15 protein-coding genes and 1 pseudogene are annotated in these 19,715 nt (G+C 61.4%); 8 read left to right on the top strand and 8 right to left on the bottom strand.

The annotated features are described in order from the left end of the window. Positions 1 to 26 precede the first annotated feature (26 nt). The 7 genes from IB254_RS14720 to IB254_RS14690 all read right to left on the bottom strand — a co-directional run bounded on the left by IB254_RS14720 (position 27) and on the right by IB254_RS14690 (position 9,052). Entirely contained in the window at positions 27 to 1,037 is a 1,011-nt protein-coding gene (locus IB254_RS14720) for a chemotaxis response regulator protein-glutamate methylesterase (protein WP_192417888.1), read from the bottom strand. Beyond that, positions 1,034 to 3,322 carry a hybrid sensor histidine kinase/response regulator gene (locus IB254_RS14715; protein WP_192417887.1) on the bottom strand — a complete coding sequence of 763 codons (2,289 nt, stop codon included), beginning with the start codon at positions 3,320 to 3,322 and terminating at the stop codon, positions 1,034 to 1,036. The genes IB254_RS14720 and IB254_RS14715 overlap by 4 nt, the downstream gene beginning before the upstream one ends. Then, positions 3,319 to 4,002 carry a chemotaxis protein CheW gene (locus tag IB254_RS14710; RefSeq protein ID WP_008029751.1) on the bottom strand — a complete coding sequence of 228 codons (684 nt, stop codon included), beginning with the start codon at positions 4,000 to 4,002 and terminating at the stop codon, positions 3,319 to 3,321. Before IB254_RS14710 ends, IB254_RS14715 begins: the two co-directional genes overlap by 4 nt. Further along, positions 3,999 to 5,273, bottom strand: coding sequence for a CheR family methyltransferase (locus tag IB254_RS14705; RefSeq protein ID WP_192417886.1), 1,275 nt, complete (start codon positions 5,271 to 5,273; stop codon positions 3,999 to 4,001). The genes IB254_RS14710 and IB254_RS14705 overlap by 4 nt, the downstream gene beginning before the upstream one ends. After that, a complete protein-coding gene (locus IB254_RS14700) occupies positions 5,270 to 5,806 on the bottom strand; it encodes a chemotaxis protein CheW (protein ID WP_192417885.1) in 537 nt (178 codons plus the stop codon). The genes IB254_RS14705 and IB254_RS14700 overlap by 4 nt, the downstream gene beginning before the upstream one ends. After that, positions 5,806 to 7,428: a methyl-accepting chemotaxis protein gene (locus tag IB254_RS14695; protein ID WP_192417884.1), complete on the bottom strand. Its 1,623-nt coding sequence runs from the start codon at positions 7,426 to 7,428 to the stop codon at positions 5,806 to 5,808. Before IB254_RS14695 ends, IB254_RS14700 begins: the two co-directional genes overlap by 1 nt. Before the next feature lie 901 nt (positions 7,429 to 8,329). After that, positions 8,330 to 9,052 carry a tellurite resistance TerB family protein gene (locus IB254_RS14690; protein ID WP_192417883.1) on the bottom strand — a complete coding sequence of 241 codons (723 nt, stop codon included), beginning with the start codon at positions 9,050 to 9,052 and terminating at the stop codon, positions 8,330 to 8,332. Positions 9,053 to 9,239: 187 nt separating this feature from the next. Between IB254_RS14690 and IB254_RS14685 the strand changes: the two genes are divergently transcribed. The 8 genes from IB254_RS14685 to IB254_RS14650 all read left to right on the top strand — a co-directional run bounded on the left by IB254_RS14685 (position 9,240) and on the right by IB254_RS14650 (position 19,372). Continuing rightward, positions 9,240 to 10,154 carry a LysR family transcriptional regulator gene (locus IB254_RS14685; protein WP_192417882.1) on the top strand — a complete coding sequence of 305 codons (915 nt, stop codon included), beginning with the start codon at positions 9,240 to 9,242 and terminating at the stop codon, positions 10,152 to 10,154. 100 nt (positions 10,155 to 10,254) lie between these two features. After that, positions 10,255 to 11,742 (top strand): gamma-aminobutyraldehyde dehydrogenase, encoded by a 1,488-nt coding sequence (locus IB254_RS14680; RefSeq protein ID WP_081500226.1) that lies wholly within the window; start codon positions 10,255 to 10,257, stop codon positions 11,740 to 11,742. Between the two features lie 227 nt (positions 11,743 to 11,969). After that, entirely contained in the window at positions 11,970 to 13,121 is a 1,152-nt protein-coding gene (gene ydcS, locus IB254_RS14675; protein ID WP_008029736.1) for a putative ABC transporter substrate-binding protein YdcS, read from the top strand. A 121-nt stretch (positions 13,122 to 13,242) separates the two neighbouring features. Further along, the gene (locus IB254_RS14670) at positions 13,243 to 14,280 is read left to right on the top strand and encodes an ABC transporter ATP-binding protein (RefSeq protein ID WP_008029734.1); all 1,038 of its coding nucleotides are present in this window, start codon (positions 13,243 to 13,245) and stop codon (positions 14,278 to 14,280) included. 1 nt (position 14,281) lies between these two features. Next, the gene (locus tag IB254_RS14665; protein ID WP_192417881.1) at positions 14,282 to 15,229 is read left to right on the top strand and encodes an ABC transporter permease; all 948 of its coding nucleotides are present in this window, start codon (positions 14,282 to 14,284) and stop codon (positions 15,227 to 15,229) included. After that, entirely contained in the window at positions 15,219 to 16,043 is an 825-nt protein-coding gene (locus tag IB254_RS14660) for an ABC transporter permease (protein ID WP_192417880.1), read from the top strand. The genes IB254_RS14665 and IB254_RS14660 overlap by 11 nt, the downstream gene beginning before the upstream one ends. A gap of 176 nt (positions 16,044 to 16,219) precedes the next feature. Continuing rightward, positions 16,220 to 17,644, top strand: coding sequence for a gamma-aminobutyraldehyde dehydrogenase (locus IB254_RS14655; RefSeq protein WP_192417879.1), 1,425 nt, complete (start codon positions 16,220 to 16,222; stop codon positions 17,642 to 17,644). A 243-nt stretch (positions 17,645 to 17,887) separates the two neighbouring features. Continuing rightward, the gene (locus IB254_RS14650; protein WP_192417878.1) at positions 17,888 to 19,372 is read left to right on the top strand and encodes an APC family permease; all 1,485 of its coding nucleotides are present in this window, start codon (positions 17,888 to 17,890) and stop codon (positions 19,370 to 19,372) included. Positions 19,373 to 19,591: 219 nt separating this feature from the next. Here the strand turns inward: IB254_RS14650 and IB254_RS14645 are convergent. Further along, positions 19,592 to 19,715, bottom strand: a pseudogene (locus IB254_RS14645) (integrase core domain-containing protein); the annotation flags it as partial.

The raw sequence follows: 19,715 nt of genomic DNA, 5'->3' as shown, positions 1-19,715 counted from the left end.
TGGGCCAGGATTGCTGCTGAGCATAGTCATTTGGCAAAAATCTCCAGCAATCGTGGCGCTATCTTGTCCAGCGGGCGAATTTCTGCAGCGGCGTCGATGGCCGCTGCCGCTTTCGGCATGCCATACACCGCGCTGCTTTGTTGGTCCTGAGCGATGGTCAGGTAACCCTGTTGGCGCATGAGTTTAAGCCCCTGCGCGCCATCGCGTCCCATGCCGGTCAATAAAACCCCTACGGCATCGCCATTCCAGTAACTGGCCACGCTCTCGAAAAACACATCGATCGAGGGCCGATAGATCTCGTTGACCGGCTCGGCGGTGTACGCCAGCGTGCCGTTTTTCAATAAACGAATATGGTGGTTGGTGCCGGCCAGCAGCACCGTGCCCGCCTGCGGTGGCTCGCCTTCCTGGGCCAGGCGCACGTTCAGGCCGCTGGCGCCGCTGAGCCATTCGGCCATGCCGGCGGCGAACACCTGGTCCACGTGTTGCACCAGCACAATAGCGGCGGAAAAATTTATCGGCAGCCCTTTGAGCAGAATCTCCAGGGCTGCCGGCCCGCCTGCGGAGGAACCGATGGCGATCAGTTTTTGCCGGGAACCTGAGTGGCGCAACGGGCCCGGCGCAGGTCGCACGCGATTGCCCTTGTCGCCGATCAGCCAACCAATGTTGAGGATTTTGCGCAGCAGCGGCGCCGCTGCTTCCTGGGCATTGCCGGCACCAATTGCCGGCGTATCGACCACATCCAAAGCGCCGTGGCCCATGGCCTCGAACACCCGGTGCACGTTCTGCTGGCGGTCGACCGTGACGATCACGATGGCACACGGCGTCTCGGCCATGATTCGCCGCGTTGCCTCGACACCATCCATCACTGGCATGATCAGGTCCATCAGGATCAGGTCCGGGGTGTTTTCCACGCAACGTTGCACGGCCTCGGCGCCGTTGCTGGCGACCCAGATCACTTGATGCTCCGGCTCAAACGCCAAGGCGCGGCGCAGGGCCTCCACGGCCATGGGCATGTCGTTGACGATTGCGATTTTCATGCCCGCGCTCCTCCTATGAGCTCAACCACTGCATCAAGCAGGGCGTCGTCGTGAAAACTGGCTTTGGCTAGATAATAGTCGGCCCCGGCGTCCAGTCCACGACGACGGTCTTCTTCGCGATCCTTGTAGGACACCACCATCACCGGCAGCGATTGCAGGCGGTTGTCACGGCGCAACAAAGACACCAGTTCGATACCGTCCATGCGCGGCATATCGATGTCGGTGATCAGCAGATCGAAATCCTCGGAACGCAGGGCATTCCAGCCATCCATGCCGTCCACCGCCACGGCCACGTCGTAGCCGCGATTGAGCAACAGTTTGCGTTGCAACTCGCGGACGGTCAGCGAATCGTCGACCACCAGAACCCGTTTGCGCGCGGCTTCGGCCGCCTGATTGCTGTGACGGGCAATCCGCTCCAGACGCCCGGTATTGAGCAGTTTGTCCACCGACCGCAACATGTCTTCGACGTCGACGATCAGCACCACCGAACCGTCGTCGAGTAGCGCGCCTGCGGAAATGTCCTGCACTTTGCCCAGACGCTCGTCCAGCGGCAAGACCACCAGCGTGCGCTCGCCGACAAACCGCTCGACCGCCACGCCGTAGATCGCATCGCGCTCGCGGATGACCACGACCTTGAGGGTTTGCTGACTGTTGGTGCTCGCCGGACGCTGAAGCAATTGGCTGGCCGCGACCAACCCGACATGCCGGCCTTCGTACCAGAAATGCTGACGGCCTTCGACCTGCACGATGTCCGCCGGCTCCAGGTCGCACATGCGCTCGATGTGGGCCAGTGGAAACGCATACGCCTCTTCGCCGACCTCCACCACCAGGCTGCGCACCACCGACAGGGTCAGCGGCACTTCGAGATGGAAGCGGCTGCCCTCGCCCGCCGTCTGCTCCAGCACCACCGCGCCGCGCAACTGGCGGACCATGTGCTGAACCGCGTCAAGGCCTACGCCGCGTCCGGACACTTCAGTGACTGTGTCGCGCAGGCTGAAACCCGGCAGGAACAGGAACGTCAGCAGTTCCTCTTCGCTCAACTGCGCGGCGGTGTCGGCCGGGGACAACTGACGTTCGATGATGCTGCGGCGGACCTTTTCGAGGTCGACGCCGTTGCCGTCATCGCTCAGCTCCAGCATCAGCAGACCGGCCTGATGCGAGGCGCGCAGGCGGATCAGACCTTCCTCCGGTTTACCGGCCAGCAGCCGTTGCTCCGGGGATTCGATGCCGTGGTCGACGGCGTTGCGCAGCAGGTGCGTCAGCGGCGCTTCGAGTTTTTCCAGGACGTCGCGATCAACCTGGGTTTTCTCGCCCTCGATCTCCAGCCGCACCTGTTTACCGAGGCTGCGCCCCAGGTCGCGGACCATGCGCACTTGCCCGCTCAGGACATCGGCAAACGGCCGCATGCGACAGGCCAACGCGGTGTCGTACAGGACTTGCGCGCGTTGACTGGCCTGCCAGGCGAACTCGTCCAGCTCGGCGTTTTTTTCCACCAGCAATTGCTGGGATTCCGCCAGCAACCGACGCGCATCGTCGAGGGCTTCCCGGGCTTCCAGGCTCAAGGTCTGATCCTTGAGATGGACATTGAGGTTTTCCAGCGCCCGCAAGCCGTTGTTCTGCATGCGCTTGAGGCGTTGCATGGTGGCCAGGTGCGGTTTGAGCCGCAGGGTTTCCACCAGGGATTTGCTCGACAGGTCGAGCAGGCTGTTCAAGCGCTCGGCCGTAACACGCAATACGCGCTCGCCACTTTCGGTGGTGCGTTTGGTCGTGGGCGAGGGCTCGGCGGCAGCTGCCGAGGGGGCTTGCGTGGCGGCTGGCATGGGCGACTCAACCGTGGCCGTCGGCGGCTCCAGCTGAAGTTCTGCCATCGGCGGCGCGATGGGGGCAACCGTCGCCATGTGAACAAGCAGCCGTCCCATCAAGACGACATAAGCTTCGATATCCGCAGGCGCCGGTGCGTTGTTCGGCGTCGCGATGCGCATCAGCAAATCGGTGCCCTGCAGCAGGGCATCAATGTGCTCGGGCCGCAGATACAACCGGCCTTCCTGGGCGCTGACCAGGTAATCTTCCATCACATGGGCAACGCTGACGCCGGCATCGACGCCGACAATTCGCGCCGCGCCTTTGAGCGAGTGAGCCGCACGCATGCACGATTCAAGGTAATCGGCCTGGGTCGGATCGCGTTCAAGCGCCAGCAGCCCCGTGCTCAACACCAGGGTCTGGGCCTCGGCTTCGAGGCTGAACAGTTCCAGCAAAGAGGCGTCGCGCATTTGCTCGGGGGTCATGTGAGGCTCCGGGTCACGGCGGACAACAGCTGTTCTTCATCCAGCCAACGCAGGCTGCGACCTTTGAATTGCAATACACCACGGGTGTATTTGGCGCTGGCCTGCGTACCGGAACGCGATGCGGCCTCAAGGAGGCGCTCGTCGATGGCATGGATCCCGTCGACTTCGTCCACCGGCACCACCACCGGCCCGCCGTGGGCCGCGATGATCAGCATGCGTGGCATCACGCGCGCACCAGGCGCCACGCTGCTCACGCCGTCGAGCCCGAGCAGTTCCACCAGCGACAGGCACGCCACCAACGCGCCGCGCACATTCGCCACGCCGAGCAAGGCCCGGGAGCGCTGGTGCGGCAAGGAATGAATCGCTTGCAGCGGCGCCACTTCCACCAGGCTGCGGGTGGCCAGGCCCAACCATTCTTCGCCGAGACGGAACATCAGCAGCGAGCGGGTTTTCACCTCGCTTTCGACCGCGACCGAGACTTGCCCGCGGTCTTCCTGTTGCAACGCATAACGGTCGAGCAAACGCGTAGCGGCCGCCGAATACACCGCGCAATTGCGGCAATGAATGTGTTCGATCAGCAGCGGGCAGGACTTGTCGCCGTGGATACCGATACGGTTCCAGCAATCGTCGATGGCCTGGGCATCTTCATGGGTGAGGCTAAAGCTGTCGGCGGCATTCATCGTTTGCGCTCACTGTCTGCGCGCTCGCTGCGGGCGGCACGGTCCTGCAATCGTTTGGCGCCCGCCGTGTCGCCCTGGGATTGCAGCAAGGCCGCCAGGTGCATCAACGCGTCGGGATGTTGCGGTTCGAGGTACAACGCCTTGCGATAAAAGCCCTGGGCTTCGAGGGCGCTGCCGGCGACATCGCTGAGCAGCCCCAGCCAGTAAAACACCTGGGCTACCGGTTCATGGCTGCGCAAATAGCTTTCGCACGCGGCGCGGGCTTCGGCGCTTTTGCCTTCATTGGCCAGTGCGGCGATGTTTGCCAGCAACGTAGCGGCGTCGGGACTGGCGGCTTTTGTCGCCACCGGCAGCGGCGTCACCGTTGCGAAGGGCCGCAGGCGTACCGGCGCCGGTGTGACGCTGCGCACCGGTTGGCGCACTGGCACCGGCAGCGGCGTCGGTACGAAGGCTGGAAAAGGTTCAGGCTCGGGCGCGCTTTGGCGGCTGAACGCAAATGACTGTGGAATACCAATCGAACGCATGCCCAAGCGTCCCAGCAAACTGCCCTCGGCAGGGCCGATAAACAACACACCCTCGACATGGGTCAGGCGCTTGAGCACTTCGAACACTTGTTGTTGCGTCGGCTGATCGAAATAGATCAGCAGGTTGCGGCAGAACACGAAGTCATAAGGCGATTCGTTGGCCAGCAACGCCGGATCCAGCAGGTTGCCGACCTGTAAACGCACCTGTTCCAGCACGCGCTCGCTGAGGCGATAGGATTCGTCCTCGGCGGTGAAATGCCGCTCGCGAAACGCGATGTCCTGGCCGCGAAACGAATTCTTGCCGTACTGCGCACGCCTGGCTTTCTCCACCGACAGCGGGCTGACGTCCATGCCTTCGACTTTGAACTGATGCGGTTTGAACCCGGCATCGAGCAAGGCCATGGCAATGGAATAGGGTTCTTCGCCGGTGGAACACGGCAGGCTGAGAATCCGCAATGCACGCATGTTGTTGATATCGGTCAGGCGCTTGGCCGCCAGTTTTGCCAGGGCGGCGAAGGATTCCGGGTAACGGAAAAACCAGGTTTCGGGAACGATCACCGCTTCGATCAACGCTTGCTGCTCATCCTGCGAACGCTGCAAGGTGTGCCAATACTCATCGGCCGTCAGCGCGTTGGACGCCGTGCTGCGCTGGCGCACCGCTCGTTCGATGATCGCGGGGCCCACCGAGGTGACATCGAGGCCGATGCGCTCCTTGAGAAAATCGAAAAACCGTTGATCGCTGCTCATGGCTGCACCTCAAGCTGCGCCAGGTCCAGCGGGGGTGACGGAAACAGCAGCGCCCGAACTTGCTCGTCCAGCAGATCGGCGACGCGCACCCATTGCAGCAAACCTTGCGCGTCTTCACGCACCGGTCCGAGGTACGGCGCCTGGCGATTATCCAGGCCATAGGGCTGAAAATCCGCCGGGTTGCAGCGCAGCGTGTCGGTGGCCTGCTCCAGGATCAGCCCGAGCAATTGCGCCTCGGCGGTTTCATCCGCACGGTAATTGACCAGCACCAGGCGCGTGCTGGTGCGCGCCTGGGCCGATACGCCAAAGGTCAGCGCACTGAGGTCGATCACCGGCACTACCGCGCCGCGATAGGCGAACACCCCGGCGACCCAGTCAGGTGCACGAGGAATCGGCTTCAACGGCAGGCGCGGCAGCACTTCTGCCACTTCGATCGCTTGTAAGGCATAGCGCTCGCTGCCGATGCGAAACACCAGAAACAATGCATGCATCGCCGGCTTCACGGCGGTGCGTTTGGCCGTGAGTTCGCTCATCAGACTTTGAATCGCGAAACGCCGCCGCGCAGCCCGACGGCCACCTGGCTCAGTTCGTCGATGGCAAAACTGGCCTGACGCAAGGACTCGACGGTCTGGCTGCTGGCATCGCCCAACTGCACCAGCGCATGATTGATCTGCTCCGCACCGGTGGCCTGGGCCTGCATGCCTTCGTTGACCATCAACACCCGCGGCGCCAGCGCCTGAACCTGATGGATGATCTGCGACAGCTGCTCGCCAACCTGCTGCACCTCGGACATGCCGCGACGCACTTCTTCAGAAAACTTGTCCATGCCCATGACCCCGGCCGACACCGCCGACTGGATCTCGCGCACCATCTGTTCGATGTCGTACGTGGCCACGGCGGTCTGGTCCGCCAGGCGCCGCACTTCGGTGGCAACCACGGCAAATCCACGACCGTATTCACCGGCCTTCTCGGCTTCGATGGCAGCGTTCAGCGACAGCAGGTTGGTCTGGTCCGCGACCTTGACGATGGTCACCACCACTTGATTGATGTTGCCGGCCTTCTCGTTGAGGATCGCCAGTTTGGCGTTGACCAGATCCGCGGCGCCCATCACCGAGTGCATGGTCTCTTCCATTCGCGCCAGCCCTTGCTGCCCGGAACCGGCAGCCACCGAGGCCTGATCGGCAGCGGTGGATACTTCGGTCATGGTCCGCACCAGGTCACGCGAGGTGGCGGCGATTTCACGGGAAGTGGCACCGATTTCGGTGGTGGTGGCGGCGGTTTCAGTAGCGGTGGCTTGCTGCTGTTTGGAGGTGGCGGCGATTTCGGTCACGGACGTGGTGACCTGCACCGACGAGCGCTGCGCCTGAGACACCAACGAAGTGAGCTCGGCCATCATGTCGTTGAAGCCGGTTTCCACGGCGCCGAATTCGTCCTTGCGCTCCAGGTTCAAGCGGCCGCTGAGGTCGCCGGTACGCATGACTTCGAGGATCTGCACGATGCGGTTCATGGGCGCCATGATCGCGCGCATCAACAGCAGGCCGCAGAGACCGGCGGCCAATACCGCCACCAGCAGGGAAATGCCCATGATGACTTTCGCGGTGAACACCGCATCATCAATGTTTGCCATGTCCTGATCCGCCACGGCTTTGTTTTCGCGCAGGATGTCATTGAGCTTCATGCGCCCCGCCGTCCACGTCGGGGTCAGTTGTTCATTGAACACCTTGATGGCCTCGGCTTCCTGATTGCGCTTATGCAAGTCGAGCACTGCGACCAGGATCTTGCCGTAATTCTCATGGAATTTTTCGAAGGCTGCGAATTCGAGCTTGTCTTCATCCGTGGTGACGGTGGCACGATAGCTATTCATCGCGTCCTGCACGCGCGCTTCAAAATTCTTGAAGTCTGCGGCGTCCTCGGCACTGATGCCCTGCCCTTCCTTCAAGCCGAGCATTTCCTGGGTCTGGAGATAGCTGTCGACCCAGGCGCCACGAATCATCGAGCTGTAATACACCCCGGGGAGCGCGTCGTCACGAACGCTGACTTCGCTGGCCTCGATCTTCAACAGCCGGGAATACGAGACGACGACCATCAGCAACATGATGGCGATAATTACCGCAAAGCTCGCCAAAATGCGTTGGCGCAACGTCCAGTTCTTCACAGTCAGTCCTCGGGGCCATTTCAAATGCTGCGCAGTATAGCCGAGGGCGGTGTTTCATTTATAAGACGGATGCGCGGCGGTTCACATCTCGGCGAATGAGGGTTGTGACGGGGCTGAAAAGGCTATCGCCGGCAAGCCGGCTCCTACAGGGGAACGGTGTCGGGCACGAATGCTGTGTGCACCAAAAATCCCTTGTAGGAGCTGGCTTGCCGGCGATGGCGGTCTTGAGCGCGGCGTAGGATTTGAGGGACTCATCGCCAGCAAGCCGGCTCCTACAGGGGAGCGGTGTCGGGCACGAATGTTGTGTGCACCAAAAATCCCTTGTAGGAGCTGGCTTGCCGGCGATGGCGGTCTTGAGGGCGGTGGAGGAGTTTGAGGGCCTCATCGCCGGCAAGCCGGCTCCTACAGGTGATCGGTGTCGGGCACGCATGCTGTGCGCACCGCAATTCCCTTGTAGGAGCTGGCTTGCCGGCGATGGCGGTCTTGAGGGCGGTGCAGGATTTTAGGGCCTCATCGCCAGCAAGCCGGCTCCTACAGGGGATCGGTGTCGGGCACGAGTGTTGTGCACACCGAAGTTCCCTTGTAGGAGCTGGCTTGCCGGCGATGGCGGTCTTGAGGGCGGTGCAGGATTTTAGGGCCTCATCGCCGGCAAGCCGGCTCCTACAGGGGATCGGTGTCGGGCACGCATGCTGTGCGCACCGCAATTCCCTTGTAGGAGCTGGCTTGCCGGCGATGGCGGTCTTGAGGGCGGTGCAGGATTTGAGGCCCTCATCGCCAGCAAGCCGGCTCCTACAGGTGGTCGGTGTCGGGCATGCATGCTGTGCGCACCGAAAATACATTGTAGGAGCCGGCTTGCTGGCGATGGCGGTCTCGGGAGCGAAACAGGGTTTGAAGCCGGTTTCTACATGGAGGCTTGGCGCACCTGTTTTTCCAGCTCGGCCTTCAACGCCGGCTCAAGCTTGAGTTGGCGCGCCAGTTCGTCCAGGTAAGACTTCTCCATGAAGTTCTCCTCGTCCACCAGCATTACGCTCGCGATGTACATCTCGGCCGCCATTTCCGGGGTGCTGGCGGCACGCGCAACATCGGTTGGATCGAGGGGTTTGTTCAGTTCGGCGTGCAGCCAGTGTTGCAGTTCCTGATCGTTATCGAGCTTGGTGAACTCGCCTTCGATCAACGCGCGCTCGCGCTCGTCAACATGACCGTCAGCCTTGGCCGCCGCCACCAGCGCCTTGAGAATCGCCTGGCTGTGTTGCTCGACCTGCGCCGCCGGCACGCGGTCCACGGTTTGTGGCTCTTGCTTCGGTGCAGTGCCCTGCTGGGCCTGCCAGTTGCCGTAAGCCTTGTAGGCAATCACGCCCAATGCCGCGAGGCCGCCATAGACAGCGACTTTGCCGCCGACCTTGCGAACCTTCTTGTTACCCATCAACAGGCCCATCGCGCCAGCAGCCAATGCACCGCCACCCGCGCCTGACAACAAACTGCCAAGGCCACCCGAACCACCGCCACCACCAAGCAATCCGCCCAATCCACCGCTGGACGCCTTGTTCTGCGCGCCACCGGTCTTGTTCTGCAACAGGTCCTGGCCGGATTTGAGTAATTGATCGAGCAATCCACGGGTATTCATTCTTGCCGCCTCCACAAAAAGGGTTAACCGGACACATAAGGCCACCAGCCTAGATCGAAAGTGCCCGGCCCCTGCCGGTGAGAGTGCTTCCAGATGTTGCTCATCTCCTGTAACGCTAAAAAGCCCATCGATTAAAAAGATATACACTCAAGCGAATCTATAAAAACCGCCCACCGGGTACTTCTTCATGATGACTTTGCGTCAAATTCGTCATTTCATCGCCGTGGCCGAGACCGGTTCGATCTCTGCCGCCGCGCAAACCGCGTTCATTTCCCAATCGACATTGACCCTGGCCATCCAGCAACTGGAGCAGGAAATCGGCGTCGGACTGTTCAATCGCCACGCCAAAGGCATGACGCTGACCCACCAGGGTCATCAGTTCCTACGCCAGGCACACCTGATTCTGGCAACGGTGGACAACGCCAAACGCAGCCTGCAACAAAGCACCGATCAGGTCGCCGGGCAGTTGATTGTCGGTGTAACCAGTCTCGTCGCCGGTTATTACCTCGCTGACCTGCTCACCCGCTTTCAACGCGCCTACCCCAACGTCGAGATCCGCGTGATGGAGGACGAACGCCCGTACATCGAGCATTTGCTGGTCAGCGGCGAGATCGATGTCGGTGTGCTGATCCTCTCCAACCTCGAAGACCGCCACGCCCTGCAAACCGAAGTACTCACCCATTCGCCTCACCGTTTATGGCTGCCGGCCCAGCATCCGCTGCTGGAACACGACAGCATCAACCTGGCCGACGTCGCCAGTGAGCCGCTGATTCAACTGAACGTTGATGAAATGGACCGCAACGCCCAGCGCATGTGGTCGGCTGCGTCGCTACAACCGCGCATCACCCTTAAAACCGCTTCGACCGAAGCGGTACGAAGCCTGGTGGCCGCCGGATTGGGCGTGTCGATCCAGCCCGACATGACCTATCGCCCCTGGTCATTGGAGGGCGACATCATCGAAGCACGGCCGATTGCCGACCTGAGCCAGACCCTCGACGTCGGCCTGGCCTGGCGCCGCGGTACGGCGCGTCCGGCACTGGTCGACCCGTTCCTGACCGTCGCGCGCGAGCAGCCCCACGGCGGGCGCAAGCCATCTATTTAATCGAACGCCACCTTCAGTATTTAGTATTTGTCGACCTCGGATCCGGGCACTAGTCTTGGAACATCTATAAGACGGCCGGGCCCCAGTCACAGGGAGCAGCATGGCCACACAAGAAAAGAGAACCCGAAAAATGGCTGGCGCGCAGACCCCGTTGTTCACCGCGTTGTTGATCGATGGCGAACTGGTCGCGGGTCAGGGTTTTGTCGAGCCGATCCTCAACCCGGCCACCGGTGAAGTGCTGACGCACATTGCCGAAGCCAGCACCGAGCAAGTCGAAGCCGCAATCCTCGCCGCGCACCGTGCGTTCGCCAGTTGGTCGCGGACCACGCCGCAGCAGCGCTCGAACCTGCTGCTGGACATCGCCAACGCCATCGAAAAACAAGCCGACCTGCTCGCCCGCCTCGAATCCCTGAACTGCGGCAAACCGTTGCACCTGGCGCGTCAGGACGACTTGAGCGCGACGGTCGACGTGTTCCGCTTTTTCGCCGGTGCGGTGCGCTGCCAGACCGGCCAGCTCAGCGGCGAATACTTGCCGGGTTATACCAGCATGGTCCGTCGCGATCCGATTGGCGTGGTCGCCTCGATTGCACCGTGGAACTACCCGATCATGATGGCCGCGTGGAAAATCGCCCCGGCCCTCGCTGCCGGTAACACGCTGGTGTTCAAGCCTTCCGAGCACACGCCGCTGTCGATCCTGGCCCTGGCGCCCGCGCTGGCCGAAATCCTCCCACGCGGCGTGATCAACATTATTTGCGGCGGCGGTGAAGGCGTGGGCAGCCACTTGGTCAGCCACCCGAAAATCCGCATGGTGTCGCTGACCGGCGATATCGTCACCGGGCAAAAAATCCTCCAGGCCGCAGCGAAAACCCTGAAACGCACGCACCTCGAACTCGGCGGCAAGGCCCCGGTGATCGTCTGCAACGATGCCGACATTCAGGCGGTAGTCGAAGGCGTGCGCACGTACGGTTACTACAACGCCGGCCAGGATTGCACCGCCGCTTGCCGCATTTATGCCCAGGCCGGCATTCATGACCGCCTGGTGGCCGAACTCGGTGCGGCAGTCAGCAGCCTGCGCTTCGCCGGCAAACGCGATGCCGACAACGAAATCGGGCCGCTGATCACCACCCGCCAGCGCGACCGCGTGGCCAGTTTCGTCGAACGCGCCCTGGGTCAGCCGCACATCGAGCGCGTGACCGGCGCGGCTGTGCATTCCGGTGCCGGCTTCTATTACCAACCGACGCTGCTGGCCGGCTGCAAGCAGAGCGATGAAATCGTCCAGCGCGAAGTGTTCGGGCCGGTGGTCACCGTGACCCGCTTCGATGGGCTCGAACAAGCCGTGGACTGGGCCAACGATTCGGAATACGGCCTGGCTTCCTCGATCTGGACCCAGAACCTGGACAAGGCGATGCAGGTCGCCGCGCGCTTGCAGTACGGCTGCACCTGGATCAACAGCCATTTCATGCTGGTCAGCGAAATGCCCCATGGCGGCCTGAAACGCTCGGGCTACGGCAAAGACCTGTCCAGCGATTCGCTTCAGGACTACAGCGTGGTGCGGCACATCATGGCGCGCCACGGACAGCATTTATAAAAGCGCACTACGCTAACAATTAGCCGTAAAGGCATTAGCGCAGAAACGCTGGAACACCGCGAATCCTGTAGGAGCCTGGCTTGCCAGCGAAGGCGTCCGTCCAGTTGACCATCAGGTTGACTGACCCACCGCTATCGCCAGCAAGCCGGCTCCTACAGGATCGTGTTTACAACGCTGAACCACGTTCAAAACTGCCCCGACCATAATTTAAAGAAGAGGGAATTCCCATGTTCGTGCACAAGACCGCACTGCTCAGTGCAATCACCACCGCGCTGTTGGCCAGCGCCAGTATCCAGGCCGCCGAACCGCTGAAAGCCGTCGGTGCCGGCGAAGGTCAGCTGGATATCGTGGCGTGGCCCGGCTACATCGAACGTGGCGAAAGCGACAAGGCCTACGACTGGGTGACCAGTTTCGAGAAGGAAACCGGCTGCAAGGTCAACGTCAAAACAGCCGCCACTTCCGATGAGATGGTCAGCCTGATGTCCAAGGGCGGTTACGACCTGGTGACCGCATCGGGCGACGCGTCGCTGCGATTGATCGTTGGCAAACGCGTGCAGCCGATCAACACCGCGTTGATTCCGAACTGGAAGAACATCGACCCGCGCCTGAAGGATGGCCAGTGGTACGTCGTCAACAAACAAACCTACGGCACCCCGTATCAGTGGGGCCCGAACGTGTTGATGTACAACACCAACGTGTTCAAGACCGCCCCTGACAGCTGGGGCGTGGTGTTCGAGGAACAGAACCTGCCGGACGGCAAGTCCAACAAGGGTCGGGTCCAGGCCTACGACGGTCCGATCTACATCGCCGATGCAGCGCTCTATCTCAAGGCGAAACGGCCGGAACTTGGGATCAAGGACCCGTACCAGCTCAACGAAGAACAATACAAGGCCGCGCTGGACCTGCTTCGCAAGCAACAGCCTCTGATCCACCGCTACTGGCATGACGCGACGGTACAGATGAGTGACGTCAAGAACGAAGGCGTCGTGGCTTCCAGCACCTGGGGCTACATGGTCAACGGCCTGGTGGCGGACAAGCAGCCGGTGGCCTCGGTCATTCCGAAAGAAGGCGCAACGGGCTGGGCCGACACCACCATGCTGCACGCCGACGCCAAGCACCCGAACTGCGCTTACAAGTGGATGGACCATTCGCTGCAACCGAAAGTCCAGGGTGACCTGGCCGCCTGGTTCGGTTCGTTGCCGTCGGTTCCGGCGGGGTGCAAAGAGAGCGAACTGCTCGGTGCCGAAGGCTGCAAGACCAACGGCTTCGACCAGTTCGACAAGATCGCCTTCTGGAAAACCCCGCAGGCTGAAGGCGGCAAGTTTGTGCCGTACAGCCGCTGGACCCAGGACTACATCGCGATCATGGGCGGTCGCTGACGCCTGAAGGTCCTTCGGACCTTATCGCCGGCAAGCCGGCTCCTACAAAGTACGCGTACCCCCTGTAGGAGCTGGCTTGCCAGCGATGCTTTTCAGATTTGATATTTCGGAGCACCGCACCATGACGCTTGCAGTCCAGTTCACCAACGTTTCCCGTCTATTCGGCGAAGTGAAAGCCGTAGACCGGGTTTCCATCGACATCCAGGACGGCGAGTTCTTCTCCATGCTGGGCCCTTCCGGCTCGGGCAAAACCACGTGTTTGCGCCTGATCGCCGGTTTCGAACAACCGAGCGCAGGCTCGATCCGGATTCACGGCAACGAAGCCGCCGGGCTGCCGCCGTATGAGCGTGACGTCAACACGGTGTTTCAGGATTACGCCCTGTTCCCGCACATGAACGTTCTCGACAACGTCGCCTACGGTTTGAAAGTCAAAGGCGTCGGCAAAGCTGAACGCCAGAAACGCGCTGAAGAAGCCCTCGACATGGTCGCCCTCGGCGGCTACGGCGCGCGCAAACCGGTGCAACTGTCGGGCGGTCAGCGCCAGCGTGTGGCCCTGGCCCGCGCATTGGTCAATCGCCCACGGGTGCTGCTGCTCGACGAACCGCTGGGCGCCCTCGACTTGAAGCTTCGCGAGCAAATGCAGAGCGAGCTGAAAAAGCTGCAACGCCAGCTCGGCATCACCTTCATCTTCGTCACCCACGACCAGACCGAAGCCTTGTCGATGTCTGATCGTGTGGCCGTCTTCAACAAGGGGCGCATCGAACAAGTCGATACCCCGCGCAACCTCTACATGAAACCAGCGACCACCTTTGTCGCCGAATTCGTCGGCACCTCCAACGTGATTCGCGGCGATCTGGCGCAGCAGCTCAGCGGCAATCCGCAGCCGTTTTCGATTCGCCCGGAACACGTGCGTTTCGCCGACGGCCCGTTGGCCAGCCACGAAATCGAAGTCAGTGGTTTACTCCATGATGTTCAGTACCAGGGCAGCGCCACCCGTTATGAACTGAAGCTGGAAAACGGCCAGACCCTGAACATCAGCCAGGCCAACAACCAATGGCTGGACGTCAGCGCGCAACATCAGACCGGGCAACGCATCAGCGCACGCTGGGCACGGGAAGCGATGATCCCGCTGCACGACACCGTTGCCGGCGGGGTGTGAGATGACCAGCGTGGCTCTCCCTCAATCCCCGGCCAGCGGTTCGCCGCTGCGCAGGTTTTCCAACCTGCTGTATCGCCGGCCGAACTTTTACCTGTCGCTGCTGCTGGTGCCGCCGCTGTTGTGGTTTGGCGCGATCTACCTCGGTTCGCTGCTGGTGCTGTTGTGGCAAGGCTTCTACACCTTCGACGACTTCACCATGGCGGTCACGCCCGACCTGACCCTGGCGAACTTCACCGCGCTGTTCCAGCCGTCGAACTTCGACATCATCCTGCGCACCCTGAGCATGGCTGTCGTGGTGTCGATTGCCAGCGCCATCGTCGCGTTCCCGATTGCCTACTACATGGCGCGCTACACTACCGGCAAGACCAAGGCGTTTTTCTACATCGCGGTGATGATGCCGATGTGGGCCAGTTACATCGTCAAGGCATATGCGTGGACGTTGCTGCTGGCCAAGGGCGGCGTGGCGCAATGGTTCGTTCAACACCTGGGACTGGAGCCTGTCTTGCAGTTTGTGCTGGGCATTCCGGGCGTGGGTGGCAGCACCTTGTCGACCTCGCACCTGGGGCGCTTCATGGTGTTCGTCTACATCTGGCTGCCGTTCATGATCCTGCCGATTCAGGCCTCGCTGGAACGCCTGCCGCCCTCGTTGCTGCAAGCCTCCGCCGACCTCGGCGCCAAGCCGCGCCAGACCTTCATGCAGGTGATTCTGCCGTTGTCGATTCCGGGCATCGCCGCCGGGTCGATCTTCACGTTTTCGCTGACCCTGGGCGACTTCATCGTGCCGCAACTGGTGGGCCCGCCGGGGTACTTCGTCGGCAGCATGGTGTACGCCCAACAAGGCGCGATCGGCAACATGCCAATGGCCGCGGCGTTCACGCTGGTGCCGATTGTGTTGATCGCCATTTACCTGACCATCGTCAAACGACTGGGGGCCTTCGATGCACTCTGACTCTTCATCTCAAGGGCAGGCATCTTTAGGTCTGCGCATCGCAGCCTGGGGCGGGTTGGTGTTTCTGCACTTCCCGATCCTGATCATCTTCCTCTACGCGTTCAACACCGAAGACGCGGCGTTCAGCTTTCCGCCCAAGGGCTTCACCCTGAAGTGGATCGGCGTGGCGTTCTCGCGGCCAGATGTACTGGAAGCGATCAAGCTGTCGCTGCAGATCGCCTCCGTCGCGACGCTGATTGCATTGGTGCTCGGCACGCTGGCATCGGCGGCTTTGTACCGGCGGGATTTCTTCGGCAAGCAAGGCATCTCGCTGATGCTGATTTTGCCCATCGCGTTGCCGGGGATCATCACCGGGATCGCGCTGTTGGCGACCTTCAAGACGCTGGGCATCGAGCCGGGGATGTTCACCATCATCGTCGGCCACGCGACCTTCTGTGTGGTGATCGTCTACAACAACGTCATCGCCCGTTTGCGCCGCACTTCGCACAGCTTGATCGAAGCCTCGATGGACCTCGGCGCCGATGGCTGGCAGACCTTCCGTTACATCGTCCTGCCGAACCTCGGCTCGGCGTTGCTGGCCGGCGGCATGCTCGCGTTTGCGCTGTCGTTCGACGAAATCATCGTCACCACCTTCACCGCCGGCCATGAACGCACCCTGCCGCTGTGGCTGCTCAACCAGCTCAGCCGCCCACGGGACGTGCCGGTGACCAACGTCGTCGCGATGCTGGTGATGATGGTGACCATGCTGCCGATTCTCGGCGCCTATTACCTGACCCGTGGTGGTGAAAGCGTCGCGGGGAGTGGCGGGAAATAAATCCATAACAGACACAACACCCCCCCCTGTAGGAGCGAGACCGGCTTGCCGGCGATGGTCGTTAACGATGACGAGGGCTGCCTGAATGAACGCGGCGCCCTCAGGCTCTTCGCGAGCAGGCTCGCTCCTACAGGGAATCGGTTTCAAAACAAGAAATGTTTGACGAGGACAACGCCATGCAAACCAAACTCTTGATCAACGGCCAACTGCTCGACGGCGAAGGCCCCGCCCAACCGGTGTTCAACCCGGCCCTCGGTCGTGTGCTGGTGGAAATCAACGAAGCCAGCGAAGCCCAGGTCGACGCCGCCGTACGCGCCGCCGATGCCGCGTTTGAAAGCTGGTCGCACACCCCGCCGAAAGAACGCTCGCTGTTACTGCTCAAACTCGCCGACGCCATCGAAGCCCACGGCGAAGAGCTGGCCAAACTCGAATCCGACAATTGCGGCAAACCCTACAGCGCTGCGCTGAACGACGAAATCCCGGCGATTGCCGACGTGTTCCGTTTCTTCGCCGGCGCCAGCCGTTGCATGAGCGGTTCGGCGGGTGGTGAATACCTGGCCGGGCACACCTCGATGATCCGCCGCGACCCGGTGGGCGTGATCGCCTCCATCGCGCCGTGGAACTACCCGTTGATGATGGTCGCCTGGAAAATCGCCCCGGCCCTCGCCGCCGGTAATACCGTGGTGCTCAAGCCGTCGGAACAAACCCCGCTGACCGCGCTGCGTCTGGCACAACTGGCGTCGGAAATCTTCCCGGCCGGCGTACTCAACCTGGTGTTCGGCCGTGGTCCTACCGTAGGCAGCCCATTGGTCACCCACCCTAAAGTGCGCATGGTGTCGCTGACCGGCTCCATCGCCACCGGCTCGAACATCATTTCCAGCACCGCCGCCAGCGTCAAACGCATGCACATGGAACTGGGCGGCAAGGCCCCGGTGATCATCTTCGACGACGCCGACATTGATGCCGCTGTGGAAGGTATTCGCACCTTCGGTTTCTACAACGCCGGCCAGGACTGCACCGCAGCCTGCCGCATCTACGCGCAGGAAGGCATCTACGAAAAATTCGTCGAGAAGCTCGGCGCAGCAGTCAGCAGCATCAAGTACGGCGTGCAGGATGATCCGTCGACCGAACTCGGCCCGCTGATCACCGCGCAGCATCGCGACCGGGTAGCCGGGTTTGTCGACCGCGCCGTGGCGCAACCGCACATCCGCCTGATCACTGGCGGCAAGGCAGTTGAAGGCAACGGTTTCTTCTTCGAACCAACGGTGCTGGCCGATGCACAGCAGGACGACGAAATCGTCCGCCGCGAGGTATTCGGGCCGGTGGTGTCGGTGACCAAATTCAGCGATGAAGCTCAGGTGCTCGGTTGGGCCAACGATTCGGACTACGGCCTGGCGTCGTCGGTGTGGACCTCGGACGTCGGCCGCGCGCATCGCCTGTCGGCACGCTTGCAGTACGGCTGCACCTGGGTGAACACGCACTTCATGCTGGTCAGCGAAATGCCCCATGGCGGTCAGAAACTGTCCGGGTACGGGAAGGACATGTCGATGTATGGGTTGGAGGATTACACCGTTGTGCGGCATGTGATGTTCAAGCACTAAAAGCTTCGCGAGCAAGCTTCGCTCCTACAGGTTTTGCGTCGTACGCATTTTTTGCGAACACCATCAATCCTGTAGGAGCCGGCTTGCTGGCGATGGTGTCACCCCGGTTTCAGGGTAGAAACCGGCACCACGCACCAACAGGTTCTACACCAAAACAATAACCACCGATCCGGGCAGCGCCATCACGGCCCCGCCACGGTTTCGGACATCCGAAATCTGCCGATTTTCCGGAGCTTACACACCATGAGCGTACTACCCGAACTCTCCGCAGCCGTTGCCGACAGCGATGCCGAGCAACTCCGAAAGCTGGGTTACACCTCCAACTTCAACCGCAGCATGAGCCTGTGGGAAAACTTCGCCCTGGGCTTCACTTACCTCTCTCCGGTCGTAGGGGTTTATACCCTCTTCGGCCTGTGCCTGGCCGCCGGTGGACCACCGATGTTCTGGGCGTATTTGCTGGTCGGTTGCGGCCAGTTGCTGGTGTGCCTGATCTTCGGTGAAGTGGTCTCGCAATTCCCGATTTCCGGTGGCGTTTACCCATGGGCTCGCCGCTTGGTGGGCAAACGCTGGGCGTGGATGGTCGGCTGGATCTACTCCATCGCCCTGTGCGTGACCATCGCCGCCGTTGCGGTCGGCGCCGGGCCTTACCTTGCCGCGATGATGGGCTTCGAACCGAGCAACAACACCAACATCGTCATCGCCCTGGTGCTGACCCTGTTCGCGACACTGGTCAACCTCAGCGGCACCAAAGTGCTGGCGCGAATCGCCATGTTCGGCTTCCTCTGCGAACTGGTCGGCGCGGTGATCGTCGGCATGTACCTGCTGATTTTCGAACATCATCAATCGATGAGCGTGTTGTTCAACACCTTCGACATCAGCGTTGACGGCTCCTACCTGCCGGCCTTCCTCACCGCCTCGCTGGCGGGGATGTTCCTGTACTACGGCTTCGAGGCCTGCGGCGACGTGGCCGAAGAAACCCCGAACCCGAGCAAGAAAATCCCGGTGGCCATGCGCATGACCATCTACATCGGCGGCGTTGCGGCGATGTTTGCTTGCCTGGCGCTGATCCTCGCCGTGCCGGACATGCAAGCGGTGATCAACGGCACCGACAAAGACCCTGTCGGCACCATCCTCAACAACGCCTTCGGCCCGGTCGGATCGAAAATGGTCATGGGCGTGGTGATGATTTCCTTCATCTCCTGCGTCATCAGCCTGCAAGCGGCGGCGAGTCGTCTGCTGTATTCCTACGCCCGGGATGAAATGGTCATCGGCAGCTCACTGCTGAAGAAGATCTCGCCTACAACCCAGGTTCCGGTTGCTGCGCTGTTCGTCTCCGGCGTCCTGCCGGCGCTGATCATTATTCTGGGCTTCTTCCTGCAAGACGCCGTGGCTACCATCGTCAGCTTCGCAGCAATCGGCATCTACCTCGCGTTCCAGATGATCGTACTCGCCGCCCTTTATGCCCGCCTGAAAGGCTGGAAACCGAGCGGCAAATTCACCCTCGGCGCCTGGGGCTGGGCGGTGAACATCGGCGCGCTGGTCTACGGCGTCGGCGCCATCATCAACATGGCCTGGCCGCGCACACCGGATGCGGCGTGGTACATCAACTACGCGATGGTGCTGAGCACGGCGATCGTGATTGGCTTGGGGTTGGTTTACATGTGGATTGCCAAGCCGTATGACCATGGTACGGCGCCTGCGGGGGATGCCTGGAAGGTTAGTCACTAAGGACAATTACCCCGGGATCCTGTCGGTTCCCGGGGCAAGCTTCACTCGTCAAACGGCATCTGCCGTCCCCCCGCAGCTCAGCCATCAATTTATCCGTACGCCCTTTGATATCAGCTTTCCCACGAACCGCCTCGAATCGATCGAGGGCATAAGTCTCTGGTTTCACGTGGCTACCGTCAGTCATAGATCTGTTCCTTGTGCGCAGACTCAATGGATTGTCTAGTCCTGAAATAGGTTTACACCTGTTTCATCCCAGCGCCCGATGCATCGCATCGGGCGTTTTGTATTTCAAAGACTGGTGCGGACGCTCGTGGTTGTAGATCGATATTGATTCACTCACCAT

The organism is Pseudomonas sp. PDM03, from assembly GCF_014852385.1.
GTDB classification, from domain to species: domain Bacteria; phylum Pseudomonadota; class Gammaproteobacteria; order Pseudomonadales; family Pseudomonadaceae; genus Aquipseudomonas; species Aquipseudomonas migulae.
The sequence above is the reverse complement of the archived record's forward strand: the minus strand, read 5'-3'. Positions and strand labels throughout refer to the sequence as shown.